At 60.4% G+C, this 15,558-nt stretch carries 11 protein-coding genes and 1 tRNA gene; 9 read left to right on the forward strand and 3 right to left on the reverse strand.

All coding sequences use genetic code 11. From position 1 onward, the window contains the following. Positions 1-5: 5 nt before the first annotated feature. From B348_RS0128890 to B348_RS0128900, 3 genes are all read left to right on the forward strand, one after another. Positions 6-1,277: a YeaH/YhbH family protein gene (locus B348_RS0128890; protein ID WP_017739509.1), complete on the forward strand. Its 1,272-nt coding sequence runs from the start codon at positions 6-8 to the stop codon at positions 1,275-1,277. After that, entirely contained in the window at positions 1,274-2,839 is a 1,566-nt protein-coding gene (locus B348_RS0128895; protein WP_017739510.1) for a SpoVR family protein, read from the forward strand. The genes B348_RS0128890 and B348_RS0128895 overlap by 4 nt, the downstream gene beginning before the upstream one ends. A 63-nt stretch (positions 2,840-2,902) precedes the next feature. Continuing rightward, positions 2,903-4,132 carry a multifunctional CCA addition/repair protein gene (locus B348_RS0128900; protein ID WP_017739511.1) on the forward strand — a complete coding sequence of 410 codons (1,230 nt, stop codon included), beginning with the start codon at positions 2,903-2,905 and terminating at the stop codon, positions 4,130-4,132. A 111-nt stretch (positions 4,133-4,243) separates the two neighbouring features. Here B348_RS0128900 and folK read toward each other — a convergent pair whose 3' ends face one another. Continuing rightward, a complete protein-coding gene (gene folK / locus B348_RS0128905) occupies positions 4,244-4,762 on the reverse strand; it encodes a 2-amino-4-hydroxy-6-hydroxymethyldihydropteridine diphosphokinase (RefSeq protein WP_017739512.1) in 519 nt (172 codons plus the stop codon). Next, the gene (folB, locus tag B348_RS0128910; RefSeq protein WP_015886183.1) at positions 4,753-5,106 is read right to left on the reverse strand and encodes a dihydroneopterin aldolase; all 354 of its coding nucleotides are present in this window, start codon (positions 5,104-5,106) and stop codon (positions 4,753-4,755) included. Before folB ends, folK begins: the two co-directional genes overlap by 10 nt. A gap of 74 nt (positions 5,107-5,180) precedes the next feature. Between folB and plsY the strand changes: the two genes are divergently transcribed. After that, positions 5,181-5,750: a glycerol-3-phosphate 1-O-acyltransferase PlsY gene (gene plsY / locus B348_RS0128915; RefSeq protein WP_017739514.1), complete on the forward strand. Its 570-nt coding sequence runs from the start codon at positions 5,181-5,183 to the stop codon at positions 5,748-5,750. 32 nt (positions 5,751-5,782) lie between these two features. Here the strand turns inward: plsY and tsaD are convergent, their stop codons facing one another. After that, the gene (gene tsaD / locus B348_RS0128920; RefSeq protein ID WP_017739515.1) at positions 5,783-6,808 is read right to left on the reverse strand and encodes a tRNA (adenosine(37)-N6)-threonylcarbamoyltransferase complex transferase subunit TsaD; all 1,026 of its coding nucleotides are present in this window, start codon (positions 6,806-6,808) and stop codon (positions 5,783-5,785) included. Between the two features lie 202 nt (positions 6,809-7,010). Here tsaD and rpsU point away from each other — a divergent pair, with 202 nt between their 5' ends. The 5 genes from rpsU to B348_RS0128945 all read left to right on the forward strand — a co-directional run bounded on the left by rpsU (position 7,011) and on the right by B348_RS0128945 (position 15,514). After that, positions 7,011-7,226 (forward strand): 30S ribosomal protein S21, encoded by a 216-nt coding sequence (gene rpsU / locus B348_RS1000000131335; protein ID WP_002551877.1) that lies wholly within the window; start codon positions 7,011-7,013, stop codon positions 7,224-7,226. A 442-nt stretch (positions 7,227-7,668) separates the two neighbouring features. Then, positions 7,669-9,639: a DNA primase gene (gene dnaG / locus B348_RS0128930; RefSeq protein ID WP_017739517.1), complete on the forward strand. Its 1,971-nt coding sequence runs from the start codon at positions 7,669-7,671 to the stop codon at positions 9,637-9,639. Between the two features lie 67 nt (positions 9,640-9,706). Further along, complete coding sequence (gene rpoD / locus B348_RS0128935; RefSeq protein WP_017739518.1) at positions 9,707-11,557, forward strand: RNA polymerase sigma factor RpoD; 1,851 nt, start codon at positions 9,707-9,709, stop codon at positions 11,555-11,557. 121 nt (positions 11,558-11,678) lie between these two features. Continuing rightward, the gene (locus B348_RS0128940) at positions 11,679-15,422 is read left to right on the forward strand and encodes an EAL domain-containing protein (RefSeq protein WP_017739519.1); all 3,744 of its coding nucleotides are present in this window, start codon (positions 11,679-11,681) and stop codon (positions 15,420-15,422) included. Positions 15,423-15,437: 15 nt separating this feature from the next. Continuing rightward, positions 15,438-15,514: transfer RNA gene (locus B348_RS0128945), tRNA-Ile, on the forward strand. The last annotated feature ends 44 nt before the right edge of the window (positions 15,515-15,558 follow it).

Below are 15,558 nucleotides of genomic sequence, written 5' to 3' on the forward strand. Positions count from 1 at the left end.
TCCCCATGAGCTATGTGATCGACCGACGCCTCAATGGCAAGAACAAGAGCACGGTAAACCGCCAGCGCTTCCTGCGGCGTTACCGTGACCACATCAAAAAGGCCGTGGAAGAGGCCGTCAGCCGCCGCTCCATTACCGACATGGAGCACGGCGAACAGATCAGTATTCCCGGACGAGACATCGACGAACCGGTGCTGCACCACGGTCGGGGCGGCAAACAGACGGTGGTGCACCCGGGCAACAAGGAATTCACCACCGGCGAGCATATCCAGCGCCCCCAAGGCGGTGGCGGCGGCAAAGGCCCTGGCAAGGCCGGCAATTCCGGCGAGGGCATGGATGAGTTCGTGTTCCAGATCACCCAGGAGGAATTCCTCGAATTCATGTTCGAGGACCTGGAGCTGCCCAACCTGGTCAAGCGCAACCTCACCGGCACCGACACCTTCAAGACCGTGCGCGCGGGGATCAGCAACGAGGGCAACCCGTCGCGCATCAACATCATCCGCACCCTGCGCTCGGCCCATGCGCGGCGTATCGCCCTGTCTGGCAGCAGCCGCGCGAAACTGAAGGAAGCCAAGGAAGAACTGGCCCGCCTGAAACGTGAGGAGCCAGACAACTTCGGCGATATCCAGGACATCGAGGCGGAAATCGAGAAACTCAGCGCGCGCATCCACCGCGTGCCGTTCCTCGACACCTTCGACCTGAAGTACAACCTGCTGGTCAAGCAGCCCAACCCTAGCTCCAAGGCGGTGATGTTCTGCCTGATGGACGTGTCCGGTTCCATGACCCAGGCCACCAAGGACATTGCCAAGCGTTTCTTTATCCTGCTGTACCTGTTCCTGAAGCGGAACTACGACAAGATCGACGTGGTATTCATCCGCCATCACACCAGCGCCCGGGAAGTGGACGAAGAGGAGTTCTTCTACTCACGGGAAACCGGCGGCACCATTGTCTCCAGCGCGCTGAAACTGATGCAGGAGATCATGGCCGAACGCTACCCGGCCAACGAGTGGAACATCTACGCCGCCCAGGCCTCGGACGGTGACAACTGGAATGACGACTCGCCGATCTGCCGCGACATCCTGATCAACCAGATCATGCCGTTTGTGCAGTACTACACTTACGTTGAAATCACCCCCCGTGAGCACCAGGCCCTGTGGTTCGAATACGAGCGCATCGGCGAAGCCTTTGCCGACACGTTCGCCCAGCAGCAACTGGTCTCGGCCGGCGATATCTACCCGGTCTTCCGTGAACTCTTCCAGCGCAGGTTAGTGACATGACCGCCAAAAAAGAGCAAAGACGCCAACCGATTTCCACGGGTTCCGAGTGGACCTTTGAACTGATCCAGGCCTATGACCGGGAAATCAGCCGTATTGCGGCGGGTTATGCCCTGGACACCTACCCCAACCAGATCGAAGTGATCACCGCCGAGCAGATGATGGATGCCTACGCCTCAGTCGGCATGCCCCTGGGCTATCACCATTGGTCCTACGGCAAACACTTCCTTAGTACCGAAAAGTCCTACAGTCGCGGGCAGATGGGCCTGGCCTACGAGATTGTGATCAACTCGGACCCGTGCATCGCCTACCTGATGGAAGAAAACACCATCTGCATGCAGGCGCTGGTGGTGGCCCATGCCTGCTACGGGCACAACAGCTTCTTCAAGGGCAACTACCTGTTCCGCACCTGGACCGACGCCAGTTCGATCATCGACTACCTGGTGTTCGCCAAGCAGTACATCATGCAATGCGAGGAACGCCACGGCATCGACGCCGTGGAGGACCTGCTCGACTCCTGCCATGCGCTGATGAACTACGGCGTGGACCGCTACAAACGCCCGTACCCGATTTCTGCCGAGGAAGAACGCCTGCGCCAGAAGGAACGCGAGGAGCACCTGCAGAAACAGATCAACGACCTGTGGCGCACCATTCCGAAAAAAACCGGCAAGAACAGCGACAAGGACAATGCACGCTTCCCCGCCGAACCTCAGGAAAACATCCTGTATTTCCTGGAAAAACACGCACCGTTGCTGGAGCCGTGGCAACGGGAAATCGTGCGTATCGTGCGCAAGATCGCCCAGTACTTTTATCCACAGCGCCAGACCCAGGTGATGAACGAAGGCTGGGCGACGTTCTGGCACTACACGCTGATGAACGACCTGTACGACGAAGGCCTGGTCACCGACGGCTTCATGATGGAGTTCCTCACTTCCCACACCAGCGTGGTATTCCAGCCTGGCTTCGACAGCCCGTATTACAGCGGCATCAACCCCTACGCCCTGGGTTTTGCCATGTACCGTGATATCCGGCGCATGTGTGAGCACCCCACCGAAGAAGACCGCCGCTGGTTTCCGGAAATCGCCGGTACCGACTGGCTGTCCACCATCAAGTTCGCCATGAGCAGCTTCAAGGATGAGAGCTTCATCCTGCAATATTTGTCACCCCAGGTGATTCGCGACCTCAAGCTGTTCAGCATCCTCGACGACGACCTCAAGGATGACCTGGTGGTACCCGCCATCCACGACGAGCCCGGCTACCGCACCATCCGTGAAACCCTGGCGGCGCAATACAACCTGGGCAACCGCGAGCCCAACGTGCAGATCTACAGCATCGACGTGCGCGGCGACCGCTCGCTGACCCTGCGTCACCAGCAACACGACCGCAAACCCCTGGGCGAATCCACCGAGGAAGTGCTCAAGCACCTGCATCGGCTTTGGGGCTTCGACATCCACCTGGAAACCCTGCAGGGCGATCAGGTGATGAAAACCCACCATGTGCCACCGCGCAGCGATCACAACGACAACGACTACGGCCGCCTGGACCTGGCCGTCGTGCATCTCTGAAACAGCAAAGCCTCCATTGGCCAGGCACAGGCGTTATCCTGTGGGGCTAATGGAGGCGTTTTCATGAAAATCTACAAAGTCGGCGGCGCGGTACGCGATCGCCTGCTGGGCATCCCGGTCACCGACATCGACCGTGTCGTCGTCGGTGCAACGGCCGAAGAGATGCTCGCCTTGGGCTACAAGCCAGTGGGCTCGGACTTCCCGGTGTTCCTCGACCCGAGAAACGGCGACGAGTACGCCCTCGCCCGCACCGAACGCAAGAGCGGCCGGGGTTACGGCGGCTTTGTGTTCCACGCCAGCCCTGATGTCACGCTGGAAGAAGACCTGATCCGCCGCGACCTGACCATCAATGCCATGGCCGAAGACGACGATGGCAATGTGACCGATCCCTATGGCGGCCTGCTTGATCTTGAAGCGCGCGTTCTGCGTCACGTTTCACCCGCTTTCGCCGAAGATCCACTGCGAGTCCTGCGCGTTGCCCGCTTCGCTGCTCGTTACGCCCCCTTGGACTTTACCGTTGCTCCGCAAACCCTGGAACTGATGCGCCAACTCAGCGAATCCGGAGAGCTGGAAGCCCTGACCCCGGAGCGCAGCTGGAAAGAAATTTCCCGTGCACTGATGGAAGATCAGCCCCAGGTATTCATCCAGGTTCTACGGGATTGCAATGCGCTGAAAACCTTGATGCCGGAGGTGGATGCGCTCTTCGGTGTGCCGCAACCCCCAGCCCATCACCCTGAAATCGACACAGGCGTGCACACCCTGAGCGTGCTGGAACAGGCCGCCCTGCACAAACAGCCGCTGACCGTACGCTGGGCCTGCCTGCTGCATGACCTGGGCAAAGGCCTCACGCCTGTGGATAAGTTGCCGCGGCATATTGCCCACGAACACACCGGCTTGAAGCTGGTCAAGGCGGTCAACGAACGCTTCAAGGTACCGAGAGATTGCCAGGAACTGGCGCTGCTGGTTTGCCAATATCACACCCACGGCCACCGCGCGCTGGAGCTGAAAGCCTCGACATTGCTGGAGTTGTTGCAGAGTTTTGACGTGTACCGTCGACCGCAGCGCTTTGAAGAGTTTGTGGTCGCCTGCGAAATGGACGCCAGGGGACGCCAGGGTTTCGAGCAGCGCAGTTATCCACAGGCGGAGTATTTGCGCGGCGCAGCCAAGGCTGCGCGCGAAGTGGCGGTGGCGCCACTGCTGGAACAAGGCTTCAAGGGCCCGGAACTGGGCGAAGCGCTCAAGCGTGAACGGCTCAAGGCGCTGAAAGCCTACAAAGAGCAACACACCCTGTAGACCATTGTGGCGAGGGAGCTTGCTCCCGCTGGAGTGCGCAGCGCTCCCAAGATTTTGGGGCCGCTACGCAGCCCAGCGGGAGCAAGCTCCCTCGCCCAGAAAGCCCAGCTCCTACAGAAGCTCATCAGGTGTGAGCTGCTGGCCCTGCCATTCAAACCCCACAGGCGCCAGCACCTGGTCGATCTGCGCATCGCGCCACAGCTCGGCCAGTGTCTTGCCCACCTCAGGGTGCACACGCTGCGGCGCCATCAACGACAGCGGCCACAGCACGAAAGCGTTCTTGAGGATTTCTGCGCGCGGCAGGATCAAGCCATCGAAATTGCCCACCAGATCACCGTACAACAGCACGTCGATGTCCAGCGGCAGGCCCTTGCGATCCGGCGCGTAACGGCCATTGTCGGCCTCGATGAATTTCAACCGGCGATCCAGTTCCATCAGCGGCAGGTCGGTATAGGCCGACACCACCAGATTGAAGAACGGACCACTCTTGATCCCCACCGGCTGGCTTTCGAACACCGCCGAGCAGCGGATATCCGTCAAAAAACTCGCCAGCGCGTCAAGGCCGGCGCGCAGATGGGTCTCGCGCTCGATATTGCTGCCAAGGCCAAGGTAAACCTGAGTTAGCGACATCCGCGCTCGATCTCCACGCCCACGCCCTTCGCGGCCGGCACAGCCCCGGGCTTGGTCAACTTGAGGTGCAGCCAGGGAATCTGGAACTCACTCATCAACACTTCGGCCAAGCGCTCGGCGAAGGTTTCCACCAGCTGATATTGAGATTGCTCGGCAAACGCCTGGATACGTGCGGACACGCTGGCGTAGTCCAAGGCCAGGGTCAGGTCGTCACCGGCCGCAGCCGGGCGGTTGTCCCAGGCGAAGCTCAGGTCCAGGCGCAGGCATTGGCGGATTCCGCGCTCCCAGTCGTAGGCCCCGATCACGGTGTCAACTTCCAGGCCTTCGATAAACACTCTGTCCAAGCACTCTTCTCCGCAGCACGACAAGGGCGCGATGCCCCGTTAGAATCAGGGCGTCCTCGCCCGGAATAGTTAGCATGTTTTGGTCACTGGCGATTCTCGCCTACCTGCTCGGCTCGCTGTCCTTCGCCATTTTGCTCAGCCGCCTGACGGGAAATCCCGACCCGCGAATGAGTGGCTCAGGCAATGCCGGCGCCACCAATATGTTGCGCCTGGCCGGCAAGAAGCTCGCCGTGCTGACGTTGCTGGGCGACCTGTGCAAGGGCCTGTTGCCCGTGCTGATCGCCAGCCTCGCCGGCCTTACCCTGCAACAGCAGGCGTGGATCGGCGTGTGTGCCGTCCTCGGCCATCTGTTTCCCCTGTACTTCCGCTTTCGCGGCGGCAAGGGTGTGGCCACGGCGGCCGGCATGCTGCTGGGGATCTACCCACCGGCGGCCTTGCTGGCCGTTATCGCCTGGCTGCTGACGTTCTACCTGACCCGCACCAGCTCGCTCGCCGCGCTGATCGCCACCCCGCTGACCCTGCCGTTGCTGGCCTGGCAGGAACCGGCGGCGCTGTTGCCGATGAGCGTACTGACACTGCTGATCGTCTGGCGCCACCGCGGCAATCTACGCGACCTGTTTGCCGGGCGCGAACGGCATTTTTAAATACCCGCGATGAGCCCGGCTCACGTTACGCGCTACAGCGGTGACAACTGCTCCATCGGCCAGCGCGCCTGCACGCTGATCGCCAGGCTCTCATGCTGGCCGGCCTGCAAGCGCTGGCAGCCGGCATAGGCGATCATCGCGCCGTTATCGGTGCAAAACTCGGGGCGTGCGTAGAACACGTCCCCTTTCATGTCGCCGAGCATTTTTTCCAACGACGTGCGCAAGGCCTTGTTGGCGCTCACGCCGCCAGCGATCACCAGGCGCTTCATGCCGGCCTGCTTGAGGGCGCGCTTGCACTTGATGGTCAAAGTCTCCACCACGGCCTGCTGGAACGCCAGCGCGATGTCGCAACGGGCTTGCTCACTGTCGTCCCCGGCGCTGACGCTGTGCTGCCAGGTATTCAGCGCAGAGGTTTTCAGGCCGCTGAAGCTGAACATCAGGCCCGGGCGATCACACATCGGTCGCGGGAAGGTGTAGCGGCCGGCCACGCCTTTTTCGGCGAGACGGGCGATTTCCGGGCCACCTGGATAATTGAGGCCCATCATCTTCGCGGTCTTGTCGAAGGCTTCGCCGGCAGCGTCATCCAGGGATTCGCCCAGCAGGGTGTATTGGCCGATGCCGTCCACCTGAACCAGCTGCGTATGACCGCCAGACACCAACAAAGCGACGAACGGGAACTCGGGCGGTGTTTTTTCCAGCATCGGTGCCAGTAAATGGCCTTCCATGTGGTGCACGCCGAGGGCCGGAATGCCCCAGGCAAACGCCAGCGCCTGGGCGCAAGAAGCCCCAACCAGCAGGGCTCCGACCAATCCGGGGCCTGCGGTGTAGGCAATCGCGTCGATCTCGGTCGGCACGCAGCCGGCCTCGTCCAGCACCTGGCGAATCAACGGCAGCATGCGCTTGACGTGATCGCGGCTGGCAAGCTCCGGCACCACGCCGCCATAGGCACGGTGCAGGTCGATCTGACTGAACAGTGCATCGGCCAAAAGCCCGCGTTCACTGTCGTAAAGTGCGACACCGGTTTCGTCGCAGGAGGTTTCAAGTCCCAGTACTAGCATGGGTTTGCGCCTTGTAGAGGCTGAATTCGAAGGCGCGCATAATAGTCGCCACTCCCCCTCCCGACTAGCGGTTTTCGATCAGAGGCTTTGCATTCCGGGCAATGAGGGGTTAACATCCGCAACCCTTAAAAACCGACGACCTCAGCCGCGAATTTCTTGCGACGAGAACGTTGATCCCGGTAATGAAAGAAGGTAGCTCTGGATGCCAGCCGTCAAAGTTAAAGAGAACGAACCCTTCGACGTAGCTCTGCGTCGTTTCAAGCGCTCCTGCGAAAAAGCCGGTGTACTGGCTGAAGTTCGTAGCCGCGAATTTTACGAGAAGCCAACTTCTGAGCGTAAGCGCAAAGCAGCAGCCGCTGTTAAGCGTCACGCTAAGAAAGTTCAGCGCGAACAGCGCCGCGCCGTTCGTCTGTACTAATACACAGACGTTCGTAGCAAGCTTCTGCCAAGCCCGGCCCTCAGCCGGGCTGCTGGCATTTGCGGATATCGCTTGATGCTTCACTGTTGACGCCGCACACGCGACCGAAACAACTGCTTCACACGTCAGGACTGGCTCTTCTGCCAGCGGTGCACGTCTCTTCTGACGAGTCTAACAAGGCTACTGACGAGCACACTTATCCTACAAACAGGCGATCAACTGTGTCGGCTGTGCCTGCACGAGCTTCCGAGGCCCACCACTGGCCAACACCGGATGCCGGGGCAACATTTCCATGCCGAAAAGCTGATTGAAATTAACGTCAGTGAATGAACGGCAGATACACTTCCTGAAAGCCCAAGCAGACAGTTGATGATCGAGCCACGATACGTGCGCCCGAGCACATCACGGGCCCTCATTTACACGCAGTGATGACGAGAACGCCATGGCCGGGCTGATTCCCCAGAGCTTTATTGACGACCTTCTGAACCGCACCGACATCGTCGATGTTGTCAGCTCGCGCGTGCAACTGAAAAAAGCCGGCAAGAACTACACCGCCTGCTGCCCGTTTCACAAAGAGAAAACCCCGTCGTTCAGCGTCAGCCCCGACAAGCAGTTCTACTACTGCTTCGGCTGCGGCGCGGGCGGCAACGCCCTCGGTTTTCTCATGGACCACGACAACCTGGATTTCCCCCAGGCCATCGAGGACCTGGCGAAAGCCGCCGGCATGGAAGTCCCGCGCGAAGAAAGTGGCCGCCCGCACAAACCGCGCCAACCCACCGATTCGCCGCTTTACCCACTGCTGACGGCCGCTGCCGACTTTTATCGCCAGGCGCTTAAAAGCCATCCGCAGCGCAAGGCCGCCGTCGACTACCTCAAGGGTCGCGGCCTCACCGGTGAAATCGCCCGCGATTTCGGCCTGGGTTTTGCCCCACCCGGCTGGGACAACCTGTACAAGCACCTGAGCAGCGACACCCTGCAGCAAAAGGCCATGATCGACGCCGGCCTCTTGGTGGAGAACGCCGAGACCGGCAAGCGCTATGACCGATTCCGCGACCGCGTGATGTTTCCGATCCGCGACAGCCGTGGCCGCATCATCGCCTTCGGTGGCCGCGTGCTGGGGGACGACAAGCCCAAGTACCTGAACTCCCCGGAAACCCCGGTATTCCACAAGGGCCAGGAACTCTACGGGCTGTTCGAAGCGCGCAAGAACAACCGCAACCTCGATGAAATCATCGTGGTTGAAGGCTATATGGATGTGATCGCACTCGCCCAGCAGGGCCTGCGCAACGCGGTGGCAACACTGGGTACCGCCACCAGCGAAGAACACTTGAAGCGCCTGTTTCGCGTCGTGCCCAGCGTCCTGTTTTGCTTCGACGGCGACCAGGCCGGCCGCAACGCCGCCTGGCGCGCCCTCGAAGCCACGCTGTCGAGCCTGCAAGACGGGCGCCGCGCACGCTTTTTGTTCCTGCCCGAGGGCGAAGACCCGGACACCCTGGTCCGCTCCGAAGGCACCGACGCATTCCGCGCCCGCATCAATCAACATGCGCAGCCGCTGGCGGACTACTTCTTCCAGCAACTGACCGAAGAAGCCGATCCGCGCTCCCTCGAAGGCAAGGCCCACATGGCCACCCTCGCCGCGCCGCTGATCGACAAGGTGCCAGGCGCCAACCTGCGTACCCTGATGCGTCAGCGCCTGCAAGAAATCACCGGTTTAAGCGGCGAAGCGGTCAGCCAGCTGGCCCACAGCGCACCACAAGAGGCGCCGCCAGCCTACGACCCAGGCATGGATTACGACGCCATGCCGGACTATGCCGACTTCCACCAACCCCACGAGGCCTACGCGCCCCAGCAGGAGTGGACACCGAAAAAACCCGGCGCTGGCGGCAAGCAGTGGGACAAGAAACCCTGGAGCAAGAACGGCAAGCGCGGTGATCGTGACGAAGCCTACGCCCCACGCACCCCGGTCGCCGTAGAAGCGCCAACCTTGATTGCCCTGCGCACCCTCATCCATCACCCGCAATTGGCGGGCAAGGTTGAAAGCGCCGATCATTTTGCCAACGCCAGCAACACCTACGCTCAGGTGTTAATCGCACTGATTGAAGCGGTACAGAAAAATCCTAAGCTAAACTCAATTCAGCTGATGGCTCGCTGGCACGGCACCGAACAAGGTCGCTTGTTGAAGGCACTCGCGGAAAAGGAGTGGCTAATTGACGGCGATAACCTTGAACAACAGTTTTTAGACACCATTATTAGGTTATCCGAGGGCCAGCACACGCAGACCCTCGACGAACTCATCAAGAGAGCAAGGCAGCCAGGATTATCGGCTGAAGAGCAAATTCAGATAGCAAAACAGATGCGCGACCTCTTAAAACAGAATGTTTCCGCATCAAACCCGACCTCAGCTGGCGTGTGAGGTCATAGCTCGGGTATAATCCTCGGCTTGTTTTTTGCCCGCCAAGACCTTCAGTGGATAGGGTGTTATGTCCGGAAAAGCGCAACAGCAGTCTCGTATCAAAGAGTTGATCACCCTTGGTCGTGAGCAGAAGTATCTGACTTACGCAGAGGTCAACGATCACCTGCCTGAGGATATTTCAGATCCAGAGCAGGTGGAAGACATCATCCGCATGATTAATGACATGGGGATCCCCGTACACGAGAGTGCTCCGGATGCGGACGCCCTTATGTTGGCCGACGCCGATACCGACGAGGCAGCCGCTGAAGAAGCCGCTGCTGCGTTGGCCGCGGTGGAGACCGACATCGGTCGCACGACTGACCCTGTGCGCATGTATATGCGTGAAATGGGTACCGTCGAGTTGCTGACACGCGAAGGCGAAATCGAAATCGCCAAGCGTATTGAAGAGGGCATCCGTGAAGTGATGGGCGCAATCGCGCACTTCCCTGGCACGGTTGACCACATTCTCTCCGAGTACACTCGCGTCACCACCGAAGGTGGCCGCCTGTCCGACGTCCTGAGCGGTTATATCGACCCAGACGACGGCATCGCGCCGCCTGCTGCCGAAGTACCGCCGCCCGTCGATGCCAAAGCCGCGAAAGCGGACGATGACACCGACGACGACGAGGCTGAAGCCAGCACCGACGACGAAGAAGAAGTCGAAAGCGGTCCAGACCCGATCATCGCTGCCCAGCGTTTCGGTGCGGTTTCCGATCAAATGGAAATCACCCGCAAGGCCTTGAAGAAGCACGGTCGCGCCAACAAGCAGGCAATCGCCGAGCTGCTGGCCCTGGCTGAGCTGTTCATGCCGATCAAGCTGGTCCCGAAGCAATTCGAAGGCCTGGTTGAGCGCGTTCGTAGCGCCCTTGAGCGTCTGCGTGCACAAGAGCGTGCGATCATGCAGCTCTGTGTCCGCGATGCGCGCATGCCGCGTACCGACTTCCTGCGCCAGTTCCCGGGCAACGAAGTTGACGAAAGCTGGTCCGACGCACTGGCCAAAGGCAAGGCGAAATACGCTGAAGCCATCGGTCGCCTGCAACCGGACATCATCCGTTGCCAGCAAAAGCTGACTGCGCTTGAAACCGAGACCGGCCTGACGATTGCCGAGATCAAGGACATCAACCGTCGCATGTCGATCGGTGAGGCCAAGGCCCGCCGCGCGAAGAAAGAGATGGTTGAAGCGAACTTGCGTCTGGTGATCTCCATCGCCAAGAAGTACACCAACCGTGGCCTGCAATTCCTCGATCTGATCCAGGAAGGCAACATCGGCTTGATGAAGGCTGTGGACAAGTTCGAATACCGTCGCGGCTACAAGTTCTCGACTTATGCCACCTGGTGGATCCGTCAGGCGATCACTCGCTCGATCGCCGACCAGGCCCGCACCATCCGTATTCCGGTGCACATGATCGAGACGATCAACAAGCTCAACCGTATTTCCCGGCAGATGCTGCAGGAAATGGGTCGCGAACCGACCCCGGAAGAGCTGGGCGAACGCATGGAAATGCCTGAGGATAAAATCCGCAAGGTATTGAAGATCGCTAAAGAGCCGATCTCCATGGAAACCCCGATTGGTGATGACGAAGACTCCCATCTGGGTGACTTCATCGAAGACTCGACCATGCAGTCGCCAATCGATGTCGCCACCGTTGAGAGCCTCAAAGAAGCGACTCGCGACGTACTCTCCGGCCTCACTGCCCGTGAAGCCAAGGTACTGCGCATGCGTTTCGGCATCGACATGAATACCGACCACACCCTTGAGGAAGTCGGTAAGCAGTTTGACGTGACCCGCGAGCGGATCCGTCAGATCGAAGCCAAGGCGCTGCGCAAGTTGCGCCACCCGACGCGAAGCGAGCATCTGCGCTCCTTCCTCGACGAGTGATACCAAACCCCCGGCCCAGGCCGGGGGTTTTGTTTTCTACAGCAAAAAATCCCGCGCAACACCCCTCCCCCGCAATGCCCGTCTACACTCGAACCATTCCCCGTGCCATAACGAGACCGTTATGCCCAGATTGCCGACCGTGTTACTGCTGTCGCTGCTGACCTGGACCGCAACGGCTGGCGCGTTGACTCTTACCGACGATGAGCGTGGCTGGCTGGCGGACCATCAGGAGCTGCGGCTGGGGGTGGATGCGTCATGGCCACCCTTCGAATACCGCGATGAAAATGGCCACTACCAAGGCCTGGCCGCAGATTACGTGCGCCTGATCCAGGACCGCCTGGGCGTGAGGGTCAAGCTGATCGAACCGGCGAGCTGGAGCGCTGTGCTCGAACAAGCCCGGAACAACCAGCTCGATTTGCTGCCCGGCATCATGTCCACCCCGGAACGCCAGAGCTACATGGCGTTCACGCGCCCCTACCTGGACTTTCCCATCGTAATCCTGGCCCATGAAGGCGGCGCCAAGCCACACACCCTCAAGGACCTCTACGGACTGAAAATTGCGGTGGTGGAAAACTACGCGCCCCATGAACTGCTGCGCACCCACCATCCCGATCTCAACCTGGTGGCCATGCCAAATGTCAGTTCAACCCTGCAAGCACTGGCCACCGACGAAGTGGATGCCGTGGTCGGTGACCTCGCCTCCAGCGTCTGGAGCCTGCGCCAACTGAAGCTCGATGGCTTGTACGTGAGCGGCGAAACGCCCTATCGCTATCAACTGGCGATGGGCGTGCCCCGGGACAACAAAATGCTGGTCGGCATCCTCGATAAAGTCCTCGCCGACCTCAGCCCGCAAGAAACCGACGCCATCCAGCAACATTGGGTCGGCAGCATCACCGATCATCGCGCTTTTTGGACCGACCTGCTGACCTACGGCTTGCCGACGGTATTACTCCTGAGCACCGTATTGGCCATCGTCATTCGGATAAATCGCCGGCTCAGCTCGGAAATATCCCGCCGCGTCGCGCTAGAGCAGGAACTGCGCAGCAGCGAATACCACTACCGCGGCCTGGTGGAGAGCCTGTCCGCCATCGCCTGGGAAGCCAGCGTTGTCGATTTCACCTACAGCTACGTATCACCTCACGCCGAAGACTTGCTCGGTTACCCCCGCGCCCACTGGCTGATCCCGGGTTTCTGGCGCAACATCATTCACCCGGCCGACCTGACACGCGCCGAAACCTACTGCCACCGCGAAACCCGCGCCAACCGCGACCACAGCATTGATTACCGCGTCATCACCGCCGATGGCCGCTGTCTGTGGGTGCGGGACATTGTCAGCCTGATAGAACACGGCCATGAGCCGGTGCTGCGCGGTTTGATGATCGACATCAGCGAGGCCAAACGCACCGAAGAAGCCTTGCAGCTATCGGAGCAAAAGTTTGCCTCGGTGTTTCAGCAATGTCCGGACATCTTGATCATCGCCCGCCTGTCCGACGGCTGCCTGCTGGAGGTGAACAAGGCGTTCGAGGACCAGGTTGGCCTGAACGCTGAAGAGGTGGTGGGTAAAACCGGCACACAGTTGAATATCTGGGGGACCGAGGGTACCGGCCCGGATCTGCTGCAACGAGTGCAGACCGCCAGTATCCGCAACCTGGAGATGCCCTTTCGGCGCAGCAACGGCCAAGCCTTTACCGGCCTGATTTCCGCCGAACCGTTCCAGCTCGATACCATCGAAGCCATTGTGGTGGTGGTGCGCGATATCTCCCAGCTCAAGGAAACCCAGCAGCAACTGCAAACCTCCGAAGAAAAATTCGCCAAGGCGTTCCACGCCTCCCCCGACGGCTTGCTGTTGAGCCGCCAGAGTGACGGCCTGTTGATCGAAGTAAACGATGGCTTCAGCCGTATCACCGGTTTCAACAGCGCGGCATCCCTCGACCAGTCAGCCCTGGACCTGGGCATCTGGGTCGACCTCAACGAACGCAAGCACATGCTGGAACTGATGCAACGCGACGGTTTTGTCCGCGACTTCATCTGCCATATCCGTCGCAGCGACGGGCAGATCCGGCTCTGCGAGTTGTCCAGCCGGCCACTGCCCATTGGCGATGACGACTGCATGCTCACCATCGCCCGCGACATCACCGAGCGCCAACTGATGCAGGAGAAGCTGCAACAAGCCGCCACGGTCTTCGAAAGCACCGCCGAAGGCGTGCTGATCACCGACACCCGGCAGAACATCAGCGCAGTCAACCGCGCCTTCAGCGAGATCACCGGCTACAGCGAGGCCGAGGCCTTGGGCCACACCCCGCGCCTGCTCGCCTCCGGGCTGCACGACAGCGCCTTCTATGCGGCGATGTGGCACCAACTGACGGCCCAAGGGCATTGGCAGGGCGAGATTTCCAACCGCCGCAAGAATGGCGAGGTTTACCCCAGCTGGCTGACGATCAGCGCCGTACGCAACCGTGATGAACTGATCACACACTTTGTAGCCGTGTTCGCCGACATCTCCAGCCTCAAACTGGCCCAGGCGCGCCTCGACTACCAGGCGCACCACGACCCTTTGACCGGCCTGCCCAACCGCACACTGTTCGAAAACCGGTTGCAGGCCGCCCTCAACGGCCATCAGGAAACCGGCAAGCAAGGCGCCGTGCTGTTTCTCGACCTCGACCGCTTCAAACACATCAACGACAGCCTCGGCCACCCCATTGGCGACCTCTTGCTCAAAGACATCGCCGTGCGCCTCAAGGAACAACTGCGCGATATCGACACCGTCGCCCGCCTCGGCGGCGATGAATTCATCATCCTGCTGCCAGGCCTGCAACACGCCACCGACGCCGACTACCTCGCGAACAAACTGCTGGCGTGCTTCACCCCACCGTTCCAGGCCGGCGAACACGAGTTTTTTATCAGCGCCAGTATCGGCACCAGCCTCTACCCCCAGGACGGCACCGACGTCGCCACCCTGGTGAAGAACGCCGACGCCGCGATGTACCGCTCCAAGGCCAAGGGCCGCAACCGGGTCGAGAGTTACACCCGCGACCTCACCGCCCAAGCCAACGAACGCGTGGCCCTGGAACACGAACTGCGTCGCGCCATCGAGCGCGACGAACTGAGCCTCTACTACCAGCCAAAACTCAGCCTGGTGACGCAAGAACTGATCGGCGCAGAAGCCCTCATCCGCTGGCACCACCCGACCTTCGGCGACGTGCCTCCCGAGCACTTCATTGCCCTGGCCGAAGAAAACGGCATGATCCTGCAGATTGGCGACTGGGTACTCGAACAGGCCTGCCGACAACTGCACGCCTGGCAAGGCACCTTCGACGATTTCGGCACCCTCTCGGTCAACCTCGCCGGCGCGCAACTGCGCCACCCCAACCTGCTGTCACGCATCGAACAACTGCTGCGCGACTACCACCTCGAACCCGGCTGCCTGCAATTGGAGATCACCGAAAACTTCATCATGAGCCAGGCCGAAGAAGCGCTGGCAGTCCTGCACCAACTCAAGCGCCTGGGCGTACAACTGGCGATTGACGACTTTGGCACCGGCTATTCATCCCTCAGCTACCTCAAGCGCCTGCCGCTGGACTTCCTGAAAATCGACCAATCCTTCGTCCGCGGCCTGCCCGACGACCCCCACGACGCCGCCATCGTCCGTGCCATCATCGCCCTGGGCCACAGCATGCAATTCACCATCATTGCCGAAGGCGTGGAAAACCCCGCGCAGCAGGCGTTTCTTGCCGCAGAAGGCTGCGAACAGATGCAAGGCTACATCGTCAGCCTGCCCCTGCCGCCGGAGCTTTTTGCCGCGAGCTTTCTTCGTATGAGCCTTGAGGATTTTTCGGATAGCACAGCAGAGAAACCATCGCTATAATCCGCGACCTGTTAAGGGCCTATAGCTCAGTTGGTCAGAGCAGAGGACTCATAATCCTTTGGTCCACGGTTCAAGTCCGTGTGGGCCCACCAACTCCAAAGCCGCGCATTGCGCGGCTTTCGCGTTTCTGGCGGAA

Source organism: Pseudomonas sp. CBZ-4 (assembly GCF_000346755.1).
GTDB lineage: Bacteria > Pseudomonadota > Gammaproteobacteria > Pseudomonadales > Pseudomonadaceae > Aquipseudomonas.

Coding starts and splice junctions, on each gene's coding strand:
- B348_RS0128890 (WP_017739509.1), top strand. CDS start 6: ATGAGCTATGTGATCGACCGACGCCTCAATGGCAAGAACAAGAGCACG.
- rpsU (WP_002551877.1), top strand. CDS start 7,011: ATGCCAGCCGTCAAAGTTAAAGAGAACGAACCCTTCGACGTAGCTCTG.
- rpoD (WP_017739518.1), top strand. CDS start 9,707: ATGTCCGGAAAAGCGCAACAGCAGTCTCGTATCAAAGAGTTGATCACC.
- plsY (WP_017739514.1), top strand. CDS start 5,181: ATGTTTTGGTCACTGGCGATTCTCGCCTACCTGCTCGGCTCGCTGTCC.
- B348_RS0128940 (WP_017739519.1), top strand. CDS start 11,679: ATGCCCAGATTGCCGACCGTGTTACTGCTGTCGCTGCTGACCTGGACC.
- tsaD (WP_017739515.1), bottom strand. CDS start 6,808: ATGCTAGTACTGGGACTTGAAACCTCCTGCGACGAAACCGGTGTCGCA.
- dnaG (WP_017739517.1), top strand. CDS start 7,669: ATGGCCGGGCTGATTCCCCAGAGCTTTATTGACGACCTTCTGAACCGC.
- folK (WP_017739512.1), bottom strand. CDS start 4,762: ATGTCGCTAACTCAGGTTTACCTTGGCCTTGGCAGCAATATCGAGCGC.
- B348_RS0128900 (WP_017739511.1), top strand. CDS start 2,903: ATGAAAATCTACAAAGTCGGCGGCGCGGTACGCGATCGCCTGCTGGGC.
- B348_RS0128895 (WP_017739510.1), top strand. CDS start 1,274: ATGACCGCCAAAAAAGAGCAAAGACGCCAACCGATTTCCACGGGTTCC.